The 20,330-nt window shown below is 66.8% G+C and carries 17 protein-coding genes; 6 read left to right on the forward strand and 11 right to left on the reverse strand.

Translation table 11 applies throughout. The annotated features are described in order from the left end of the window. Positions 1-24 precede the first annotated feature (24 nt). From ABE85_RS18525 to ABE85_RS18550, 6 genes are all read right to left on the reverse strand, one after another. On the reverse strand, positions 25-450 hold the full coding sequence (locus tag ABE85_RS18525) for an Hsp20/alpha crystallin family protein (RefSeq protein WP_067277924.1): 426 nt from the start codon (positions 448-450) through the stop codon (positions 25-27). 64 nt (positions 451-514) lie between these two features. Next, positions 515-1,021, reverse strand: coding sequence for an Hsp20/alpha crystallin family protein (locus ABE85_RS18530; protein ID WP_067277928.1), 507 nt, complete (start codon positions 1,019-1,021; stop codon positions 515-517). A 202-nt stretch (positions 1,022-1,223) separates the two neighbouring features. After that, positions 1,224-2,459 carry a Fic family protein gene (locus tag ABE85_RS18535; RefSeq protein ID WP_067277931.1) on the reverse strand — a complete coding sequence of 412 codons (1,236 nt, stop codon included), beginning with the start codon at positions 2,457-2,459 and terminating at the stop codon, positions 1,224-1,226. A gap of 132 nt (positions 2,460-2,591) precedes the next feature. Continuing rightward, positions 2,592-3,959, reverse strand: a complete 1,368-nt coding sequence (locus tag ABE85_RS18540) for a c-type cytochrome (protein ID WP_231993123.1) — start codon at positions 3,957-3,959, stop codon at positions 2,592-2,594. A gap of 8 nt (positions 3,960-3,967) precedes the next feature. Beyond that, a complete protein-coding gene (locus ABE85_RS18545) occupies positions 3,968-4,726 on the reverse strand; it encodes a c-type cytochrome (RefSeq protein WP_067283098.1) in 759 nt (252 codons plus the stop codon). Between the two features lie 53 nt (positions 4,727-4,779). Further along, the gene (locus tag ABE85_RS18550) at positions 4,780-6,696 is read right to left on the reverse strand and encodes a diguanylate cyclase domain-containing protein (RefSeq protein WP_067277934.1); all 1,917 of its coding nucleotides are present in this window, start codon (positions 6,694-6,696) and stop codon (positions 4,780-4,782) included. 227 nt (positions 6,697-6,923) lie between these two features. On the opposite strand from ABE85_RS18550, the gene ABE85_RS18555 reads away from it, so the two are divergent. The 6 genes from ABE85_RS18555 to ABE85_RS18575 all read left to right on the forward strand — a co-directional run bounded on the left by ABE85_RS18555 (position 6,924) and on the right by ABE85_RS18575 (position 12,612). After that, positions 6,924-8,144, forward strand: coding sequence for a low temperature requirement protein A (locus ABE85_RS18555; RefSeq protein ID WP_067277938.1), 1,221 nt, complete (start codon positions 6,924-6,926; stop codon positions 8,142-8,144). A 101-nt stretch (positions 8,145-8,245) separates the two neighbouring features. Beyond that, positions 8,246-9,136: an alpha/beta fold hydrolase gene (locus tag ABE85_RS18560; RefSeq protein WP_067283100.1), complete on the forward strand. Its 891-nt coding sequence runs from the start codon at positions 8,246-8,248 to the stop codon at positions 9,134-9,136. 66 nt (positions 9,137-9,202) lie between these two features. After that, positions 9,203-9,436, forward strand: a complete 234-nt coding sequence (locus ABE85_RS18565) for a hypothetical protein (RefSeq protein ID WP_067277941.1) — start codon at positions 9,203-9,205, stop codon at positions 9,434-9,436. 214 nt (positions 9,437-9,650) lie between these two features. Next, positions 9,651-10,595, forward strand: a complete 945-nt coding sequence (locus ABE85_RS18570) for an ABC-three component system protein (protein WP_067277945.1) — start codon at positions 9,651-9,653, stop codon at positions 10,593-10,595. Next, entirely contained in the window at positions 10,592-10,840 is a 249-nt protein-coding gene (locus ABE85_RS27040; RefSeq protein WP_082938736.1) for an ABC-three component system middle component 6, read from the forward strand. The genes ABE85_RS18570 and ABE85_RS27040 overlap by 4 nt, the downstream gene beginning before the upstream one ends. Beyond that, a complete protein-coding gene (locus ABE85_RS18575; RefSeq protein WP_067277947.1) occupies positions 10,837-12,612 on the forward strand; it encodes an ABC-three component system protein in 1,776 nt (591 codons plus the stop codon). Before ABE85_RS27040 ends, ABE85_RS18575 begins: the two co-directional genes overlap by 4 nt. 78 nt (positions 12,613-12,690) lie before the next feature. Here ABE85_RS18575 and ABE85_RS18580 read toward each other — a convergent pair whose 3' ends face one another. The 5 genes from ABE85_RS18580 to ABE85_RS18600 all read right to left on the reverse strand — a co-directional run bounded on the left by ABE85_RS18580 (position 12,691) and on the right by ABE85_RS18600 (position 20,305). Continuing rightward, complete coding sequence (locus tag ABE85_RS18580) at positions 12,691-13,395, reverse strand: type IV toxin-antitoxin system AbiEi family antitoxin domain-containing protein (RefSeq protein ID WP_231993125.1); 705 nt, start codon at positions 13,393-13,395, stop codon at positions 12,691-12,693. Between the two features lie 198 nt (positions 13,396-13,593). Continuing rightward, positions 13,594-14,127: an NYN domain-containing protein gene (locus tag ABE85_RS18585; RefSeq protein ID WP_067277953.1), complete on the reverse strand. Its 534-nt coding sequence runs from the start codon at positions 14,125-14,127 to the stop codon at positions 13,594-13,596. 141 nt (positions 14,128-14,268) lie between these two features. Next, a complete protein-coding gene (locus ABE85_RS18590; RefSeq protein ID WP_067277955.1) occupies positions 14,269-15,687 on the reverse strand; it encodes an efflux transporter outer membrane subunit in 1,419 nt (472 codons plus the stop codon). A gap of 12 nt (positions 15,688-15,699) precedes the next feature. Beyond that, positions 15,700-18,963 carry an efflux RND transporter permease subunit gene (locus ABE85_RS18595; RefSeq protein WP_067277957.1) on the reverse strand — a complete coding sequence of 1,088 codons (3,264 nt, stop codon included), beginning with the start codon at positions 18,961-18,963 and terminating at the stop codon, positions 15,700-15,702. A 127-nt stretch (positions 18,964-19,090) separates the two neighbouring features. Next, positions 19,091-20,305, reverse strand: coding sequence for an efflux RND transporter periplasmic adaptor subunit (locus tag ABE85_RS18600; RefSeq protein ID WP_067277961.1), 1,215 nt, complete (start codon positions 20,303-20,305; stop codon positions 19,091-19,093). Positions 20,306-20,330: the final 25 nt, after the last annotated feature.

Here is a 20,330-nt window from a genome sequence, read left to right on the forward strand (position 1 = left end):
TACTGAAGCCTTCCCGGTCTTCAATCAACCCAGCTTGATCTCGATCTTGCGCGGCTGCGCATGCGCGGCCTTGGGGATGCGCACGCGCAGCACGCCGTTGTTCAGTTCAGCGGCGATCTGCTCGGCGTCCAGCTCCTTGCTGAGCGTGAAAGCGCGGCGGTAGAACTGGCGCGACACCTCGACATGGCCGGCCTTCAAGCCGTCGGGCAGGTCGAGCTGCATCTCGGCCTCGATGATCAGGCGGTCCTTCTCGACACGCAGCTGAAGCTGCTCACGCGGCACGCCGGGCAGGTCGGCAAAAAGGGTCAGTCCTTGCGCGTCCTCGGTCACGTCGACGGCGGGCTGGATCGCGTAGTCATCGCGACGGCGCGCGGCCTGCGTGGTGGTGGAAGCGCTGGACTTCACCTGCTCGGCCGCGTCGGCGGCGGGGGTATGGACGGCAGTGGTCATGGTGTTCTTTCGAATCGTGATCGGTGGCGATGGACGGGCGGGAATGGCCTGGCGCGTCCGGGACTCAATGGATGTCGATGCGACGCGGCTGCGGCGCGGGGCGGCGCTTGACGCTGACGCGCAGCACGCCGTCCTTGTACGAGGCCGAGACCTGTTCCGGATCGATGTCATCGGGCAGGCTGACCACGCGGCGGAACTTGCCGGCGAAGCGCTCGCGCTGATGGACGATGGCCTTGCCGGCGGCCTTCGCGGCGGGCGCGGCGGTCTCGCCTTCAACAGCGGCAGCGGCGGTCGCTGCGGCGGCACCTTCGGTGCTGGCGGACAGCGAAGCCGCGCGCTCACCGGACAGGCTCAACACACCGCGGTCCAGGTCGACGCCGATGGAGGCGGGATCCAGGCCCGGGGCGAAGGCGTAGACCTCCACCGCTTCCGGCGACAGGCCGACGTTCAAGGCGGGATAGCCGCCGCGCGGGGTGCCGCGGTTGGCGGTGGATTCGAACAGGCCGCTCATCTCGCGCTGGAAGCGGTCGAGGTCGTTGAACAGCTCACGGGCAAACAGTTGACGGTACATGCGGGGCTCCTTGGCATCCTGCGGGTGGGTCGCGGCGGAACGTCGTCCGCCATGCATCCCAAACTAGGTGCGAGAAGCCGGGCTTCAAGATCTTGAAATCAGGGGTGGCCCGTCCCCATATGCCGCGCCCGCTGCGCGAAGCCGTCGGTCCTGAGCCGACATTCCGTGCGACTGTTCTCGCCCCGGCGATGCGTCCGGGACCTCAGCCGACGGACGCCGCGTCGGCTTCTGCTTCAGGCCAGAGCGCGGGGAAAAGGAAGCGCAACGCCGGCATCGGGATGCCGAAACGGACCCTCCCCCGGGTCGTATCGGACACCAGCAGCCCCGCCTCGACCAGCTTGCCGATGAGCGTGGCTGCCGTACGGTCACCCAAGCCGGTCATGCTGGCGAAATCCCCTCTTGCGATCTCCCCTTGCGTGGCAAAAAGGTAGTGCAAGGGCCGCAAGGCCTCCATACGGATGCCGCGTTTCACCACGTGTTCCTCGTGCGCCAGCAAGGCACCGAGTCGGTCCTGCATCTCCTGCAGGTTCAGCATCTGAGACATGAATCGAACCTGATCGATGCAGACGTCCAGGAAGAAATCGATCCATTCGATCAACATCTTCTGGCTGCGTTGCCCGCGCCCGTCGAGGTCGCCCATGCGAGCCATATCCGCATTGGACAGTCGTTGCGCGTAGCGGTCTCCGCTCCGCGCCAGTCCGCGCAAGGGCGACCACAGTCCGCAGGTCAGATCGAGCGACTGCAGCACCGCCAGCGAATGCAGCCGGGCCGTCCGGCCGTTACCGTCGAAGAACGGGTGGATCCATGTGAGGCGGTGATGGGCCGCCGCCGCCGCGACGAGTTGCATCTCTCCGCGGCGCACGCGGCCGTACGCTTGAGACCATCGCGACAGCATCGGACCGAGTGCCTGCCAGGCTGGGGCCACATGCCGCCTGACGGCGACGTCCCGCGTGCGGATCACGCCGGGCTCGACGGACACCTCCTCCGTGACTTGCCCGGAAACGTCCAGGAGCCGGACCACACGGTCCTTCGGCTCGAGTTGGGAAAAGAGATGGCGATGGATGGCCTGGACGCCCTCGACGTCGTAGAGCGCGGCCGTGTCCGGACGGGATTCGAAGAGCCAACTCTCCGTAGCGATGTGCGCGATGGCCAAGCGCTGCAGACGCGCCTTTTCAGCATCGTCGGAGAACTGGTGTGCCATCGCCTGTTCGATCTCTACGGGGCGGGTATGTTCGCCCTCGATCTTGTTCGAGTAGTACGAATTCATCGCCCGCAGCAACCAGGCAAGTTCCCGGCTGACACCCGCTTGGCAGGCGCCAGCGAGCCTCGTGGACGCGGTCCGGAGGTCGTGCGCCTTCTCAAGCACGGATTCGCAGGCCCGGTCCTGGGGGATTAACGGCTCCAACTGGTCCGGATGATCGGTTCCTGATGCAGACATTTTTGCGGATCTTTAAACCATCGCAACTGCTTGATTCAAAAAGAATAATCAGAACTTTTTCTGATTATTTTGCGGATCTTTTTGCGGATCTTTTTTCGCATGCGATTGCTGGAGTGTACGGGGTCGGTGAGGCTACTTCAAACGCAGCACTTCCTGCTCCGTCACCGCCGACGCCCTGTTCCCCCAGCTCTGCCGGATCACCGTCGCGACGGCGGCCATCTCGGCCTCGGTGAGCACCTGCCGCAGCGGCGGCATGCCGTACGGACGCGGGTGGGCGGGCGTCGTCGGCGCGTAGCCGCCGTCGGCCAGCATCTGCAGCACGTTCTGCGGTGCGTCCAGCGTCACCGCGCGATTGCCGGCCAACGGCGGATAGGCGGGCTCGCCGGCGATCTGGCGTCCCTGCCCCTGATCGCCATGGCAATCGGCGCAGTGCTTGGCGTACACCTGACGGCCGAGGTCCAGTTGCGCCGATGGCGCAGGTTTGAACTCGGCGACCGGCGAGCCCTCGCGCGGCAGGCCGCGCAGGTAGACGCTCATCACCTGCACATCGGCATCGGTCAGGTGCTGGAGACTCTCCGCAACGACGTCGGCCATGGGCCCGAGCGCCGCGCCCTTCGGCGACCAGCCGGATCGCAGCCAGGAGCGCACCTCGGCATCGGACCAGTCCTGCACCCCCGCCGCATGCGGATCGGCCAGCGAGGGCGCGATCCAGCCCTGCACGCCGACCCAGCCGCCGCGCAGCCCCGCCGCGTCGCGCAACGCGCCGAGCCGGTTGCGCGGCGCGTGGCATTCGGCGCAGTGGCCGACCGCCTGGACCAGATAGCGGCCCCGCGCGAGTGCCGCCTGACCGGCGGCATCCTGCGCCGCGCCGCCATCGCCCCCACGTTCGACGACGGTATCGTCATGCGACGGGGCATCGCCCGGCGTGAAGTACATGAGCCGCCACACGGCCAGCGCGGACTGCCAGCGGTACGGCCAGCCGAGCTGATGCGTCGGTGCCGTCTGCGTCACCGCCGGCTGCTGGCGCAGCCACGCGAAGATCGCATCAGCATCCTCGCGCGTCATCGCCGTGTAGCTCGTGTACGGAAAGGCGGGATAGAGCAGCCGGCCATCACGGCTGCGGCCGTGATGCATCGCGCGCCAGAAGTCGTCCGCCGTCCAGCGGCCGAGACCGGTCTCCGGATCCGGCGTCAGGTTGCTGCTGAACAGCGTCCCGAACGGCGTGCCGAGCGGCAGCCCGCCGGCCAGCGGCGCGCCGCCGCGCGGGCTGTGGCAGCCGGCGCAGTTGGCGATGCGGGCGAGGTAGGCCCCGCGGGCGATCAGCGCGGGACTCGTTTCCTCGGCGGCCGACTGCACAGGGCGACTCGACAGCCAGAACTCCCGTCCCCACGCGCCGGCCAGCAACAACAGCGCCATCACCGGCACTGCGATCGCCACGCCGATCAGCAGACGGACGAAGGCCCTCATCGGCGCGGCGCCGGAAGCATCCTTGGTACTCACGTCCCCGCTCATGGCGCGAGCCCTCCGCACTGGACCGGCAAGGGCGTCGTCGACGGCGGTTCCGGATGCGCGCCCGCGGGCTTCGCGGCGAGCCAGCTGGCGACGGCGGCGATGTCGTCGGTCGACAGCGCCTTGGCCACATCGGCCATGCAGTCGGGCGCATGCGCGTGGCGCAGTCCGTTGCGCCACGCGCCGAGCTGTCCGACCAGGTAGTCGCGCGGCAGCCCGAGCAGCCCCGGGATCGCCGGTTCGCGTCCCGCCATGGCCGGCCCGTGACACGCCGTGCAGGCCGGCACCTTGCGCGCCGGATCGCCCTGCGTGATCAGCCGCTCCGCGCGCGCCTGCTGCTCGGTGTTCAAGCCCGAGGGCCCTGGCGCCGGATACGGCACGTCGAGCGCGGCGAAGTAGCCGGCGATCTCGCGCAGGTAGTCGTCGCTCATGTTGCGCAGCAGACCGGCCATCAGCGCGTGATGACGGCGTCCGTCGCGGAAGCTCTGCAGCTGGTTGTAGAGGTAGCCCGACGGCTTGCCCGCCAGGCGCGGGAAGTAGCCCTGCGTCGTCGCCCGGCCCTGCGCGCCGTGGCACAGCGTGCAGGCCTGGATGCGCTCGGCGATGTCGTTGGTGAGCGGGCGCAGCGGCCGCGCAGCCGGATCCGACGGCGGTGCTGCAGCCCCTTGCGCGAACGCCGCGCCCATGTCGGAGACGGTGGAGAGTCCCAGGCCCATTACAGCGGCGATGAGGACACCCGGGAGGCATCGGGAGATCATCATCGGGCCATCATCGCCGATCGCCGCAGGGACTGCCGCCGCGGGCGCGGACCTCAGCGTCGCTGGTCCGCCCCCGGCCATCCCAGGGCCGCCCAGCCGTCGCGGCCCTGATGCTTGGCCTGATACAGCGCGCGGTCGGCGAGCGCGATCAGTTCCGCCGCCGGGACGTCGCCGTCGGCGACGCTGGCGATGCCGATGCTGGCCGTGACTGCGACGCCCGCCGGCTGCGCGGCCCGTACCGCTTCCACGATCTTGGCGGCGATCTGCTCGGCTTCCTCGGGCCGGTTCAAGCCCTCGAGCACCGCCACGAACTCGTCGCCCGCGATGCGCGCGACGTGGTCGCTCCCCCGTACGGCGCGCCGCAGCACGGTCGCGAAGTCGCGCAGCACCGTGTCACCGACGCCGTGGCCGTGCGTGTCGTTGATCGCCTTGAAGCGGTCGATGTCCAGGAACAGCAGCGCCAGCACCCGCCCCTCGCGCATGTGACGCCGCTGACGCGACAGCGCGCCTTCCAGCGCTTGATCGAACTCGCGCCGGTTCGGCAATCCCGTGAGCGCATCGGAACTGGCCAGCCGCGCCAGCTGCGCCTCCGCCTGCTTCATGACGGTGATGTCGATGGACAGCGTGAAGATCCCCAGCACGCGACCGTCCGGCCCGAGGTCGGGGGCGTAGATCGAGCGCAGGTGCCGCTGCTTGCCGAGCATGGTCGAGGTGATCTCGAACTCGACGCGCTCGCCGCCCAGCGCCAGCATCAGCTGCGCGCTGCGCTGGCTGGTGCTGGCGACGCCGAAGACGTCGTCGATGTGCAGCCCCAGCGCCGCCTGCGGATCCAGGCCGAACCAGTTCCGCAAGGTCTCGTTGACGTAGCGCAGCTTGCGCTGCGCGTCGATGTAGCAGATGAAGACCGGCAGGTTGTCGGTGATCGCCTTCATCTGGCGCTCGCTGGCGGCGATCACGGACTCGGCGCGCTTGCGCCCGGAGATGTCCATCGAGCAGGCGTAGAAGCCTTCGACACGGCCGCCGACCAGCTCGGGCACGAGGCTCTGGTGGAAGTGCAGCGTCTCGCCGTCGATGACCTGCTCGGCGTCGAAGGCGACGGCCTCGCCCTTCAGCACACGTTCGACGAAAGGCCGCATCTGCTCGGCGCTATCCGCGCCGCGCATCTGTTCCAGCGTCTTGCCGACCAGGCTGTCCGGATGGGTGTGGAAGACGCGGCCGACCTCCGCGTTGGCGAAGCGCAGGTGGCCCTTCCCGTCGTAATGGCTGATCATGGCCGGCACGTTGTCGGCGATGCCGCGCAGGCGCTTCTGGGTACGCAGCAGGTCGCGCGACCGCAGCAGCACCTGCGAGGTGGCCATGACGGTGAACAGCGCCAGCATCGCCAGGCCGGCCAGCATCAGCAGCTCGGTGTGGCCGGCCTCGCGGGACAGGCGCTCGCTGATCATGCCGCGCTCGGCGCGCAGCGACGAGGTCATCTCGCCCAGCACGTCGCGCAGTTCGTCCATGTGGTGCAGGCCCTGGTCGCCGAGCACCAGTTCCAGCGACTCCTCGTGACGACCGGAATCGTGCAGCCGGATCGTCTGGTTCATCTCGCTCATCTTGAGCTGGACCAGCTCCCGGATGCGGGCGAGCTTGGGGGCGTGCGCGGGGTCCTCGTCGCGGGCGAACAGGTCGTCCACGCGGCGGTCGAGGTTGCGGATGGCGTCCCGGTAGGGCTGCAGGTAGCTGGCGCGCTGGGTCAGCAGGTAGCCGCGCTGGCCGGTCTCGGCATTGAGCAGGTCCTCCATCAGCAGCGTCATCGCCGGCAGGGCGGTGTTGATGCGGTCGGCGCGGCGCAGGTCGTCGAGCGTCGCGCGGGCGCGCCAGGCCAGCAGCGCCACGATCACGGCCATCGCGAGCAGGGCCACGATCAGCAGGGCCACGCCGCGACCGAGGCTGCTGCGGTGGAGGGACTCGGCGGAAGAACGCATGCGACGTCTCGGCGGGTCGGGTCGGTCTCGAGGACAGGAAGGATGGCGCGACGGCGTCGCGCGGACGCGAGACGCGCGAAAGCGCGCGACCCGACGCGAACTCAACCGGCCGTGGCGGCGGCGGGGCCGGTGAGCGATGCGGCCGATTATGGGGATGGCGGTGCGATTGCCGTCAAGCCGGCATCGGCCCCGAGGGGCCGGCGGCGCCCGCATGCGACAGTCCGGGGATGCCCGCCATCCCCCTCCTGCGCCAGCCCGATCCGCACGGCCATGCCAAGGTCAGCTTCGTCGAGCTGTTCTTCGACCTCGTGTTCGTCTTCGCCGTCACCCAGCTGTCGCACACGCTGATCGGTCACTTCGCGCATGACGGCGTCACGCTGAAGGGGGCGCTGCAGACCGGCTTCCTGATGGCCGCGGTCTGGTGGGTATGGATCTTCACCTCCTGGGTCACCAACTGGCTGGACCCGGAACGCCTGCCGGTACGGATCTGCCTGTTCGCGATGATGCTGGCCGGACTGCTGATGTCGGTGTCGCTGCCACAGGCCTTCGGCGAACGCGCGCTGATGTTCGCCGCCTCGTTCACGGCGATCCAGGTCGGACGGACGCTGTTCTTCCTCTGGGCGGCGCGCGGCGCGGAGGAAGCCCTGGTGCGCAACTTCCAGCGCATCGGGGCGTGGCTGGTCGTGTCGGCGGTGCTGTGGATCGCCGGTGCCTTGAATCCGTCGCTGCGCGTGCCGCTGTGGGTAGCGGCGCTGGCGATCGAGGTCGTCGGGCCGTCGGCCGGCTTCTTCGTGCCGGGTTTGGGGCGCTCGACGACGGCGGACTGGACCATCTCCGGCGGCCACCTGGCCGAGCGCTGCGCGCTCTTCGTGATCATCGCGCTGGGCGAGTCGCTGCTGGTCACGGGCGCGACCTTCGCGGAGCAGCCCTTGACGACGATGAGCCTGCTCGCCTTCCTGGTGTCCTTCGCGGGGAGCATCGCGCTGTGGTGGCTGTACTTCGACACCACCAACGACTTCGCGACCGGCCGCATCGTCCACAGCGACGATCCGGGACGCATCGCGCGGCTGGCCTACACCTACATCCACCTGCCGATCGTGGCGGGGATCATCGTCAACGCGGCCGCGGATGAATTCGTCCTGGCGCACCCGGACGGCCACACGGACCTGAAGACGGCGCTGTGCCTGCTCGGCGGCGTAGCGATCTACGTGATCGGCGTGGGCCTGTTCAAGCGCGCGGTCGTCGGGCACTGGCCGTGGTCGCACGGCGTGGCCGTGATCGCGCTGGCGGCGGCGGGGCCGTTCGTGCACGACTGGACGCCGGTCGTGACCAGCGCGTTCGCCTGCCTCGTGCTGGTGGCGCTCGCGGCGTGGGAGCGGCACTCGCGGGCGCAGTGTCTCGTTCCCGACAGCGAGGATGTGGACGACGCGCCTAGCATCGGCCCATGAGCGCCCCCTCCTCCACCGCAGCGTCCGTCGCGTCTGTCGCGTCCACCGCATCCATGGCCTTCACGGCGGACTTCACCGCCGAGCCGCATCCGGCCGACGCCATGTTCCCCGCATCGACGCGACGGCTGTCGGTCGAGACCGAGCCCGGCGTGCGAATCCATGCGCGCGTGTGCGGCGAAGGCCCGCCGCTGCTGCTGATCCACGGTCATCCGCAGACGCTGGTCATCTGGCATCGCGTGCTGCCGGCGCTGGCGGCGCGCTTCACCGTGGTGATGCCGGACCTGCGCGGCTACGGTGATTCGTCCAAGCCTGCGGGCGATGAGGGCCACGGCAACTACAGCAAGCGCCGCATGGCGCAGGACCTGATCGCGGTGATGGCCGCGCTGGGCCATGCGCGCTTCCGCGTGCTCGCGCACGACCGGGGAGCGCGCGTCGCGCACCGCATGGCGGCGGATCATCCGGCGGCGGTCGAGCGTCTCGCGCTGCTGGACATCGCGCCGACGCTCGCGATGTACGAGCAAACGACCGAAGCCTTCGCGCGGGCGTACTGGCACTGGTTCTTCCTGATCCAGCCGGCGCCGATGCCGGAGCGGCTCATCGAGGCCGACCCGGCGGCCTACGCGCTGGATGTGATGGGTAGGCGGCACGCGGGCCTGTCGGCCTTCGATCCGCGAGCGTTCGCCGAGTACCAGCGCGCGCTGGCACTACCTGGCACCGCGCACGGCATGTGCGAGGACTACCGCGCCGCGGCAGGCATCGACCTCGAACACGACCGCGCGGACCGCGACGCCGGCGCGAAGCTCGCGATGCCGCTGCGCGTGTACTGGGGTGCGCAAGGCGTGGTGGCGAAATGCTTCGAGCCGCTGAAGGAATGGCGACGCGTCGCGGCGGACGTCGACGGCGGTCCGCTGCCCTGCGGCCACTACATCCCGGAGGAAGCGCCGGACGCGCTGCTCGCTGCGGTGATGCCGTTCCTCACCGAAGGGCTTTGAGCGAAGGGGCCGCGAGGGCCGTTAGGCTGAGCGCATTGCAGTGTCCGACGAGGACGGAGTGAAGGGATGAACAAGCTGGTCGCCCTCGGGCAGTTTCTGGGCGGCGCGGTCCTGTGGATCGCGGCGGTGGTGGCGGGCTACAACGCGATCAAGCCGCTGATCGGCGCCGCGGACGGCGCAGGCGCGCCGGCGGGAGCCGGTGGAGCGTTCGTGATCGTGCTGCTGCTGGCGGGTATCGGGACGTGGCTCATGCGCGCGGGATGGCGCCGGTTGAGGGCGCGGGCGGGTGGGCATTGCTGAGCGGCCTGTGTCGATTCACGCAGCCAGACGAGCGGCTTTTGCCTCGACTCAAGGACAGTAGAACGGAAGCGAATCAAGCAAATGTTTGTGGCCAATGCCACCGCCAGCCGAGTGGCAAAATCGACTGACAGATCGGCGGCGCTGGAAAGGTGTTGTCGTTCGACCGCATCGAGGCGCACGACCTTGAGCGACGCAAGAGAAGGAAAAGGTCACGATGCAACTCGGCTCCCAGATTCCGGATGAGCAGCGCCAATGGTGGCGCATTGCTCTCGAGCTAAGGCTTCGTCAGTGCCATGGCGATTCATTTCAGGACCTCTTCTCGGTCGTCATGGGGCATCTTCACGGCGACGACTTTGTTCGCGTACGAGCTTTCGGCAAGCTCGGCGACAAGGGCTGTGATGGCTACCTTCTATCGACGGGCCAGCTCTTTCAGTGCTATGGCGCATTGAACGGCGAGACGAAGAACGTCGCAAAGCTCGTCAAGAAGATCAAGAGCGACTTCGCAACTGCAAAGGTGAAGCTCGCCGGCATCACGAAGGAATGGCACATGGTGCTGAACCTCGTCGATGGAATTCCAGTAGAAGCGCTCGAGGCTTTGGAAGAACTGAAGATTTCGAACCCAAACATCAAGATCGGCTACATCGGCAAGGAAGGGTTTGAGGAACGCATCTTTGAATTGAGCAGCGAGCGCGTTGCCTCGTTGCTTGGTCCCGCAGCGACCCCTGCCGACGTGAAGAACCTCGACGTCGCAGCACTCCGGAAGTTGGTAGACGATCTGTCGCTTTCGTCTGCGCCCCCGCTCGAAGAAATTGATCTGAATCTCGTGCCAGTAGGCAAGCTGTCGCACAACGCTCTGCCTACACATTGGCAAATGTTTGTGCGAAGCGGCTGGGCAAATGCACCCATCGTCGCTTCGTACTTTTCCCGCCACCCAGACCCATTGAAGGGAGAGCAGGTCGGCGCCCTGCTCAACGAAAAATATCGTGCTTTGAAGGCGCAGAACCTGACGCCCGGCACCATCATGACTGCGCTGCTGGAGACGGTCACCGGCGTTGGCAGTGCTCCACCTCCAAGGTTGGTCGCGGCACAAGCGTTGCTGACACACTTCTTCGAGAGCTGCGATATCTTCGAACGCCTGCCGGTTGCGAGCCCAACATGATCCTGCCAACTAAGCACTTGCCACAAGATCGTGCCCTGCTCGGTGTAGGCGCCGAGATACTTGGACAGTTGAAGGAACCACGCTCGGTGTCAGAACTTTGGGAAGCGGTGCGCGAGGCTCGCGGCAGAAACCCCAACTCCGCCCCCCTCTCATTCGACTGGTTCGTGCTGGCGCTCAATCTTCTGTATGCCATCGCCGCCGTCGACCACAGCCACGGCATCCTTCGACGGGAGGGATCAGAATGATCCTCGATATCGAGAGCTCCCTGCCATCATTTAAGACGGTCAAGTTCCACGAAGGTCTCAACGTCCTGCTGTCGGACAAGAATCAGGAGTCAACGGACAAGAAGACTCGCAACAGCGCGGGCAAGACCAGCCTTGTAGAAATCATCCACTTCTTGCTCGGTGCTGACTGCGACAAAGATTCGTTGATGCGCGACAAGGAGCTTGTCTCGCACACATTCACCGGCCGATTCCGAATCGGTGGTGAGCTGTTCAAGGTTGAACGTGGCGGTGCTGACCCGAGCAAGATATTTCTGATTGCAGGAGGCGAGGACCGAGAAGATCTCCCGAAGAAACTCGATAAGTCAAGCGGACGCTTCTATCTGTCAAACGTCAACTGGCGCCTGTTCTTGGGCCACAGCATGTTTGGCTTGCCGCTTGATGATCGTGGCTCCGCGTTCGAAGAGTCCTACACGCCGACATTCCGGTCGATGTTCTCGTACTTCGCCCGACGGTGGGCCTCGGGTGGTTTCATTGCGGCAGAGCGGCAGGCGGAACAACAGCGCCGGTGGGACTGGCAGGTGAACCTCTCCTACCTCCTCGGACTCGATTGGCAAATTCCTTTCGAGCTCAGCAAGATTCGCTTGCGTGAAAAGACGCTTGAGGAGCTTCGCAAAGCGGTGAAGGACGGCGCGCTGGGCCAAGTGGTGGGGACAGTGGCAGAGCTGCGTCCACAAGTAGCTATCGCGGAACTCAAGGCCACCAAGCTGAAGCAGGACCTGACAGCGTTTCAGGTCCACGATAGCTACAAGGCATTGTCCCGCCGGGCAGCTCAGGCAAAGACCGAGATGCAGGCGATAGCGCGTGACACCATCTCGCTTGAAGAAGGTCTGGAGCATCTTGAAGCAGCGTTGCGGTCAGAGAAGCCACCACAACGGTCAGACATTCAACAGCTTTATGCGGCGGCGGGAATCGAGCTTCCTGGCATGGCTCTGCGCCGATTCGACGAGGTTGGGGCCTTCTATGAAGCAATGGTGTCGAACCGGCGTATTCACCTCGAAAACGAGATCGCGGACGTGAAGGCAAAACTCGCCGAGCAACAAAAAAGCGCGGCGCGCCTCGACGTGGAGAGGAGTGGCATCCTGAAGAGTCTCGAAGGTCGAGGCGCCTTGGATGATTTCCTTGATCTGCAACGTGATCTGGCCGTGGCAGAAGCGAATGCCGCAACGCTCGGCGAGCGCTTCAAAGCCGCCGAATTGCTGGAAGGAGAAACCACCAAGCTAGACATTGACCGATCGAAGGTCCAACGACGGTTGCAAGACGATCACCGGCTACGCTCCGCTGCTTTGACGGAAGCCATTGTCATCATCGCGAACGCCATCTCGCGCCTTTACGACGACCGCACAGGCCGGTTCGTAGTCGAGGCCACGGACAACGGTCCGGAATTCCATATCTCAATTGAAGGGGACCGCGGTGGTGGCATTTCCAAGGTCGAGATCTTCTGCTTCGACCTAGCGCTCTTCACGGTCGTCACGGCGCGCTTCGGGGGACCACGCTTCTTATTGCATGACAGTCATCTGTTCGACGGCGTGGATGAACGACAAATCGCTGGCGCACTTCAGCTCGGCCTTGAGGCGACCGCCGGAAAGGGCCTGCAGTACATCGTCACGATGAACTCCGATATTTTCACGAGGCTGCCACTGCCTGAAGGCTTCGATACCTCGAAGGTCGTACTTGAGACTCGGCTATCCGATGAAGGCGAAAGCGGAGGACTTTTCGGATTTCGCTTCGGCTAGTCCCCACCGGGCCCGAATAAGAAGGCTGCGGGGAGGATGTGCGAGCGGCGGCCAACCCGACATTCCGCACATTGAATGTCATCGAAAGTCCAGTCTCTCCCCAGCTTTGGACACTGCGATCCAACGCGATCCGCCTAGGCGGTCGCTGTGTGTGCGCGCCAGGGATGCCCAAGGCAGTCCGAGGTCCGCGGCCAGGTGTGCGGCCGCACGGACGACCTTGATCCGGTCCGTCCGCGCCAGCAGTTGATCGAGCACCTTCGTCCGCAAACCGCCAAGCCCTTCCATCAGGCGGCGGGTATCCGCAAGGCTCTGCGTCTTGCCCAGGTCGCTCAGCATCTCGAGCATGGCTCGCTCGGGTGAGGAGACCAGCACGCGAGGGTCGCCGGCAGGCAAGGGTTTCAGCCCTAGTGAGGCGTGGGCCTGCTTGTCAAGGATCCGCGTCGTCTGGTACCGGACGGGAAACCGCTCGGCGATCCATGCCGGTATCGCCTTGGGTCGATCGCCCCAAAGGCTAAGGGCCTCCTCAAACGCGATGTCGTGCTCCAGGCCATGCCAAGCCAGCGCCGTCTTTCCGCCCACGTGAAATCCCGGCACCTGACGCGACAGGAAAACCAGAGCGCCATCGCGCGACAGCTCATCACCTGCGACGGCATAGACACCTCGACCCAGATGATCGAGCCATCCGCTGCGTGCCCAGGCTGATGCTCGGAAGGCGGAGATGCCCTCGCGCCGCAGGACGCCCATGTCCACGGGCTCGCCACGAGGGTGCTTGCGAAGCAGCATCTTGAATGATCCTTGGTCGATAGTTGTCGCCATTCGTCAACTGCACGCTTCATTTCATTCCGTGCATCGTGGTCGGTCCAGCGACGAACGTTAGAGGCGGCGCTAGAGACAGGCCATGACCTCTTATCGTGGAGAAGGCGCAGGGGCCAACTGCAACAGGTAGCGATGATCAGTTCAGACGCGAGTCGCCCTCACGACTCACCTGGCGATCGTCGGATAGAGATCGTCCATCCACACCACCTCGTCCGCGTAGGACTGCAGGTCGGTCGACAGATTGGCCTGCAACCCACTGACCCAGACCTCTTTCTTGAGATCCGACTTGACGTAGGAGATCGCCTCTTCGAAATCGCCGTCGCCCGCCGACAGGATCAGCCGGTCGTAGACGTTCTGCACCGCGAGCTTGATCAGCAGCGTCGCGATCGCGACGTCCACGCCCTTCTGCACTTCGCGGTCGAACTGCACGCCGCAATCCGGGCATTGAAGATGCAGGTTCTTCATTTCGTACAGCTGGACCCGAATCTTCGGACCGCGCGGTGGCGCCGCCTTGAGCCACGTGTGGAACCCGCTCTGCTGATCCGTCGCCAGGTCGCGGGTGGAGTTCAGGTAGTAGCTCTCGTAGATCGGACCACCGTTGCGCTGCACGAGCTCGTTCTTGAGCTTGAGGTAATCGAACGGACGGCCGCGCCCCACATTGAACAGGTAGGCGCCATCGATGATCCAGACCGTTTTCATGCTTGCTCGCTCATGCATCGATTCTAGGCAGAGCCCCACGCACGATCGGAACGAAAAAAAGGGCGTGCACTCCTGCACGCCCAAAGGGGCACCGGTAAACCGGTCGCATATGAAAGTGCCGGGTCTTGCCCGGCGTCGGCTTTACGCCGGCGTGTTCTGCCAGCCGCCGCCCAGGGCGCGGACAAGTCCGACCGTCGCCTGGTACTGCGCGGCTTGCACCTGCAGCGCCGCGCGGCGGTTGCGCAGCTCGCTGCGGCGCGCGTCGAGCAGGTCAAGCTGGCTGACCAGCCCGTTGCGGTAGCGCGAGTCCGACAGCGCCGTCGCACGCGTCGACGACTGCACCGCCTGGCCCTGCACTTCCGCCTGCTGCGACAGGGTCTGCAGACCGACCAGCGAGTCCTCGACCTCGCGCAGCGCCTGCAGCAGCTGCTGCCGGTAGCTCGACATCGCGAGATCCAGGCCCGCCTTCGCCGACTCCACGCCCGCCTTGCGGCGGCCGCCGTCGAAGATCGGCAGCGACAGCAGCGCGTCGACCGACCACGCGCGCGCCGACCAGCGGAACACGTCGCTCAACTCCGGCGACGCGTAGCCGCCGTTGGCCGTCAGCGTCAGGCTCGGGAACCACGCAGCCTGCGCCACGCCCACCCGCGACTGCGCCGCCAGCAGGCTGCGCTGCGACGCGGCCACGTCCGGACGACGCGCCAGCACCGTGCTCGGCAGACCCGATGGAATCGAAGGCAGCGGCGCGAGCGCCGTGTCTTCCGCCACCTTGAAGCCCGAGGCGGGCTCGCCCAGCAGCACCGACAGCGCGTTCTCCAGCTCGGCACGACGGCGGTCGAGGCTGATCGCCTCGGCCTCGGTCGAAGCGACCTCCGTCTGCACGCGCGCCAGATCCAGCTCGGCGACGTCGCCCGCTTGATAACGACGCTGCGTCAGCGACAGCGTCTCGCGGTAGGCCGCGACCGTGTCGCGCACTAGTCGGCGTTCCTGGTCGGCGAAGCGCAGCGCCAGGTAGGTCTGCGCCACATCCGCTTGCACCATCAGCCGCGTCGACTGCAGCAGCGCTTCACGCGACTGCGCGTCCAGCGAAGCCGCACGCGTCGCTTCCGACAAGCGACCCGACAGGTCGACTTCCCAGCTCGCGCCCAGGCCGGCGTTGTAGATCGTCGTGGCGGCCGGGCCCTGGCCCGCTACCGTGCCGCGCGTGGCACCGGCGCTGGCGCCGACCTGCGGCAGGCGATCCGCATTCGTGCTGCGCAGCAGCGCGCGCGCTTGCGCCAGTCGCGCCGCCGCGCCTTGCAGGTCGTTGTTGTTGACCAGCGAGCGGCGGATCAGGTCATTCAGCGTCGCATCGCCGAACGCCAGCCACCAGTCGCCGCGCGGCTCGGCATCGGCGGGCGGGGCCACCGCCCAGCGCGCCTCGCCGACCGTTGCGGTCGCCTGCGACTTGAAGGCCGTCGGCGTCGCCGGCAGGCGCGACTCATCGATCGGCGGCGGTGTCGCGCAACCGGCCAGCACCAGGGCCGCCAGCAGCGTCGTCATCATCAGTTTCGTTGTCATGGCTCGAATCCTTTATTCGTGCTCGTGGCGCGGCGCGGCCGGATGCGGACGGGCGTTGCCGCCCGGGCCGAAGTCGTGACCCTCGCCCTGCGCGGGCTGCACGAAGGCCTCGACGTCATGCGGCACCTCGCCGTGCTGCTTCAGCGGCTTGTTGCCGGTCAGGCGACGCACCACCACGTAGAACACCGGCGTCAGGAACAGGCCGAAAGCCGTCACGCCGATCATCCCGGCGAACACCGCCACGCCCATCGCGTTGCGCATCTCGGCGCCCGCGCCCGTGGCCAGCACCAGCGGCAGCACCCCCATCACGAAGGCCATCGACGTCATCAGGATCGGACGCAGACGCAGCCGGCTCGCCTCGATGGCCGCCTGCAGCGGCGTCCTGCCGGCGAATTCCAGCTCCCGGGCGAACTCCACGATCAGGATCGCGTTCTTCGCCGACAAGCCGACCAGCACGATCAACCCGATCTGCGTGAAGACGTTGTTGTCCCCGTGGCTCAGCCACACGCCGGTCATCGCGGCCATCAGACCCATCGGCACGATCAGGATGATCGCCACCGGCAGCGCCAGGCTCTCGTACTGCGCGGCCAGCACCAGGAACACCAGCAGGATGGCGAGCGGGAAGACCCACACGCCGGAGTTGCCGGCCAGGATTTCCTGGTAGGTCAGCTCGGTCCACTCGTAGCTGATGCCCGGGGGCAGCGTCTCCGCGGCGATGCGTTCGACCGCGTCCTGCGCCTGGCCGGTCGAATAGCCCGGTGCGGCGCCGCCATTGATGTCGGCCGACAGGAAGCCGTTGTAGCGCATCGCGCGTTCCGGACCGAAGCTCGGCTGGACCTTCATCAGCGCCGACAGCGGCACCATCTCGCCCGACGCCGAGCGCACCTTCAGCAGACCGACGTCCTCGGCACGGGCGCGGTAGGCGGCATCCGCCTGCACACGGACCGTGTAGGTGCGGCCGAACTTGTTGAAGTCGTTGACGTACAGCGAGCCCAGGTAGATCTGCATCGTGTCGAACACGTCCGTCACCGCCACGCCCAGCTGGCGCGCCTTGGTGCGGTCGAGGTCGGCGTACAGCTGCGGCACGTTGACCTGGAAGCTGCTGAACAGACCCGCCAGTTCCGGCGCCTTCTGCGCCTTGGCCATGAAGGCCTTCACCGCCTGGTCGAGCGCCTCGTAACCCAGGCCGCCACGGTCTTCCAGCTGGAACTTGAAGCCGCCGGTCGTGCCCAGGCCCTGCACCGGAGGCGGCGGGAACATCACCACGAACGCGTCCTGCAGCTGACCGAAGTCGGCGTTCATCTTGGCGGCGATCTCGCCGGCGGACAGGCCCTTGCCGGTGCGCTCGTCGAAGGACTTCAAGGACGCGAACACGATGCCCGAGTTCGAGCTGTTGGTGAAGCCGTTGATCGACAGGCCCGGGAACGAGATGGCGTGCTCCACGCCCGGCGTCTTCATCGCGATCTCGCTCATGCGGCGGATCACGTCTTCCGTGCGGTCCAGCGTGGCGCCGTCCGGCAGCTGCGCGAAGCCGATCAGGTACTGCTTGTCCTGCCCCGGCACGAAGCCGCTCGGCACGGCCTTGAACAGGCCCACCGTCAGACCCAGCAGGCCGGCGTAGATGATCAGCATGATCACCTTGCGCGAGATCGCCTTCGTCACGCCGCCGCTGTAGGCCTTGGCGCCGCGGTTGAACAGCTTGTTGAAACCGCCGAAGAAGCGGCCCAGCACCTTGTCCATCGCGCGCGTCAGCCAGTCCTTGGGCGCATCGTGGCCCTTGAGCAGCATCGCGGCCAGCGCGGGCGACAGTGTCAGCGAGTTGACCGCCGAGATCACCGTCGACATCGCGATCGTCAGCGCGAACTGCTTGTAGAACTGCCCTGTCAGGCCGGTGATGAAGGCCAGCGGCACGAACACCGCGACCAGCACCAGCGCGATCGCGATGATGGGACCCGACACTTCGCGCATCGCGCGGTAGGTCGCTTCACGCGGACTCAGGCCCGCCTCGATGTTGCGCTCCACGTTCTCGACGACCACGATCGCATCGTCCACCACGATGCCGATCGCCAGCACGAGGCCGAACAGCGACAGCGCGTTGATCGAGAAGCCGAAGAGATGCATCACCGCGAAGGTGCCGATGATGGAGACCGGCACCGCCAGCAGCGGGATGATGGACGCGCGCCAGGTCTGCAGGAACAGGATCACGACCAGCACGACCAGCGCCACCGCTTCGAGCAGCGTGTGGACGACGGACTCGATGGACGCCCGCACGAACTGCGTCGGGTCGTAGACGATGGAGTAGTCCACGCCTTCAGGCATGGCCTTCTTCAGCTCGGCCATCGTGGCGCGCACGTTGTTCGAGATCTCGATCGCGTTGGAGCCCGGCGCCTGGAAGATCGGGATCGCCACCGCGGACTTGTTGTCCAGCAGCGAGCGCAGCGCGTATTCGGCGGCGCCCAGCTCGATGCGGCCCAGGTCGCGCAGACGCGTCACCTGGCCGTTGGCGCCGGACTTGACGATGATGTCGCCGAATTCCTGCTCGTTGTTCAGACGGCCCTGCGCGTTGATCGGCAGTTGCAGGTCGATGCCCTGCAGGCCCGGCGAAGCGCCGACGACACCGGCGGCCGCCTGCACGTTCTGCTCGCGGATCGCCTGGACGACGTCGCTGGCCGACAGGCCGTGCTCCGCCACCTTCTGCGGGTCCAGCCAGATGCGCATCGAGTAGTCCCCCGAGCCGAACAGCTGAACCTGACCCACGCCCTGGATACGCGCCAGGCGGTCCTTGACGTTCAGCACCGCGTAGTTGCGGAGGTAGGTCATGTCGTAGCGGTCGTTGGGCGACAGCAAGTGCACGACCATGGTCAGGTCGGGGCTGCTCTTGACCGTCGTCAGACCGAGTCGGCGGACCTCCTCGGGCAGGCGCGGCTCGGCTTGCGAGACGCGGTTCTGCACCAGCTGCTGGGCCTTGTCCGGGTCGGTGCCCAGCTTGAAGGTGACCGTCAGCGTCATCAGGCCGTCGGTGGTCGCCTGGCTGCCCATGTAGAGCATGCCTTCGACGCCGTTGATCGATTCCTCGAGCGGCGTGGCCACCGCTTCCGCGATGACCTTGGGGTTCGCGCCGGGGTACTGCGCGCGGACGACCACCTGCGGCGGCACGACTTCCGGGTATTCCGAGATCGGCAGCACGCGCACGGCGAGCAGCCCGGAGACGAAGATCAGCACCGACAGCACACCCGCGAAGATCGGGCGGTCGATGAAGAATTTGGAAAGATTCATGTCAGTCTTTCAAGTCGACTGGAGAAAACGGCAAAGGTCCCCCCACGGGGCGGCGTCGCGCCGCCCCGGAGGCTGTCCGTAGCCCCATGGGGACGGGTCTTGCCCGTCCCTTCGGGATCAGGTCAGGTCAGGTCTTGTCCGCCTTGGGGGCGCCGTCCTTGGCCTGGATTTCTGCCTTGGCGTTCATCGGGACGATGGTCGGAGCGACCAGGGCACCGGGGCGCACACGCTGCAGGCCGTTGACGACCACGCGCTCGTTGGCCTTCAGGCCCGACGTGACGACGCGCAGGCCGTCGACGTTGGCGCCCAGCAGGACCTCGCGGTAGCTCAGCGTGTTGTCCGCGCCGACCACCATCACGAAACGCTTGCTCTGGTCGGTGCCGACCGCGCGCTCGTTGACGAGCACCGCGGCGCGCGTCTTCGATTGACCCAGGCGGATGCGGGCGAACTGGCCCGGGATCAGCGCACCGTCCTTGTTGTCCAGCACCGCGCGCACGCGCACCGTGCCGCTGCGGGCGTCGACCTGGTTGTCGATCAGCTGCAGCTTGCCGGTGAACGGCGTGTCCGCGGTAGCGGCGGTGCCGATCTGGACCGGGATGCTCGACAGGTCACCCGAGACGGCGCCCTTGCCGCTGCCGTGCAGCTCGGTCAACGCGCGGGCGACGGTGCCTTCATCGGCATCGAAGCTGGCGTAGATCGGGCTGACCGAGACCAGCGTCGTCAGCACCGGCGCGCCCGGGCCGGCGGCCACGAGGTTGCCCTGCGTGACTTCCAGCTTGCCGACGCGACCCGCGACCGGCGCCTTCACCTGCGTGTAGCCGAGGTTCAGCTTGGCCGATTGCAGCGCGGCCTGCGCGGCGCGCAGGTTGGCGTTGGCTTCATTGGAAGCGTTGCTGCGCTCGTCGAGCTCGCGCTGCGCGATGGCGCGCTCGCTCCACAGGCGGGTGGAGCGCTCCAGCTCGCTCTTCGAGTAGCTGACGCGGGCCTGCGCGGCCAGCACCTGCGCATCGGCGCGGTCGACCTCGGCCTGGTAGGGCGCGGGATCGATGGTGATCAGCAGATCGCCGGCCTTGACCAGCGCCCCTTCCCGGAAATGCACCGACTGCACGGCGCCGGAGACGCGGGCGCGGACATCGACGCGCTCCACGGCTTCCAGGCGGCCAGAGAACTCGTCCCACGCGGCCACTTCCTGGCTCGCGACGGTGGCGACGGAGACGGGAATCGCCTGCGGCGCGCCCGACGGTTGATTCGCGACGGCCTGCTGGCTGTGCAGGCCGACGACGAGGGCGCCGACCACCGCGGCGACGGCGGTGAGCGAGGTGGCAAAGGTCTTCTTGTTCATGGTGGGTGCTCCGGTGACGGGGGTA

Origin of the sequence: Mitsuaria sp. 7 (assembly GCF_001653795.1) — a bacterium.
In the GTDB taxonomy this organism is placed as follows: domain Bacteria; phylum Pseudomonadota; class Gammaproteobacteria; order Burkholderiales; family Burkholderiaceae_C; genus Roseateles.

Coding starts and splice junctions, on each gene's coding strand:
- ABE85_RS18585 (WP_067277953.1), bottom strand. CDS start 14,127: ATGAAAACGGTCTGGATCATCGATGGCGCCTACCTGTTCAATGTGGGG.
- ABE85_RS18550 (WP_067277934.1), bottom strand. CDS start 6,696: ATGCGTTCTTCCGCCGAGTCCCTCCACCGCAGCAGCCTCGGTCGCGGC.
- ABE85_RS18590 (WP_067277955.1), bottom strand. CDS start 15,687: ATGACAACGAAACTGATGATGACGACGCTGCTGGCGGCCCTGGTGCTG.
- ABE85_RS18565 (WP_067277941.1), top strand. CDS start 9,203: ATGAACAAGCTGGTCGCCCTCGGGCAGTTTCTGGGCGGCGCGGTCCTG.
- ABE85_RS18595 (WP_067277957.1), bottom strand. CDS start 18,963: ATGAATCTTTCCAAATTCTTCATCGACCGCCCGATCTTCGCGGGTGTG.
- ABE85_RS18600 (WP_067277961.1), bottom strand. CDS start 20,305: ATGAACAAGAAGACCTTTGCCACCTCGCTCACCGCCGTCGCCGCGGTG.
- ABE85_RS18570 (WP_067277945.1), top strand. CDS start 9,651: ATGCAACTCGGCTCCCAGATTCCGGATGAGCAGCGCCAATGGTGGCGC.
- ABE85_RS18535 (WP_067277931.1), bottom strand. CDS start 2,459: ATGTCTGCATCAGGAACCGATCATCCGGACCAGTTGGAGCCGTTAATC.
- ABE85_RS18525 (WP_067277924.1), bottom strand. CDS start 450: ATGACCACTGCCGTCCATACCCCCGCCGCCGACGCGGCCGAGCAGGTG.
- ABE85_RS18560 (WP_067283100.1), top strand. CDS start 8,246: ATGTTCCCCGCATCGACGCGACGGCTGTCGGTCGAGACCGAGCCCGGC.
- ABE85_RS18555 (WP_067277938.1), top strand. CDS start 6,924: ATGCCCGCCATCCCCCTCCTGCGCCAGCCCGATCCGCACGGCCATGCC.
- ABE85_RS18575 (WP_067277947.1), top strand. CDS start 10,837: ATGATCCTCGATATCGAGAGCTCCCTGCCATCATTTAAGACGGTCAAG.
- ABE85_RS27040 (WP_082938736.1), top strand. CDS start 10,592: ATGATCCTGCCAACTAAGCACTTGCCACAAGATCGTGCCCTGCTCGGT.
- ABE85_RS18580 (WP_231993125.1), bottom strand. CDS start 13,395: ATGCTGCTTCGCAAGCACCCTCGTGGCGAGCCCGTGGACATGGGCGTC.
- ABE85_RS18545 (WP_067283098.1), bottom strand. CDS start 4,726: ATGATCTCCCGATGCCTCCCGGGTGTCCTCATCGCCGCTGTAATGGGC.
- ABE85_RS18530 (WP_067277928.1), bottom strand. CDS start 1,021: ATGTACCGTCAACTGTTTGCCCGTGAGCTGTTCAACGACCTCGACCGC.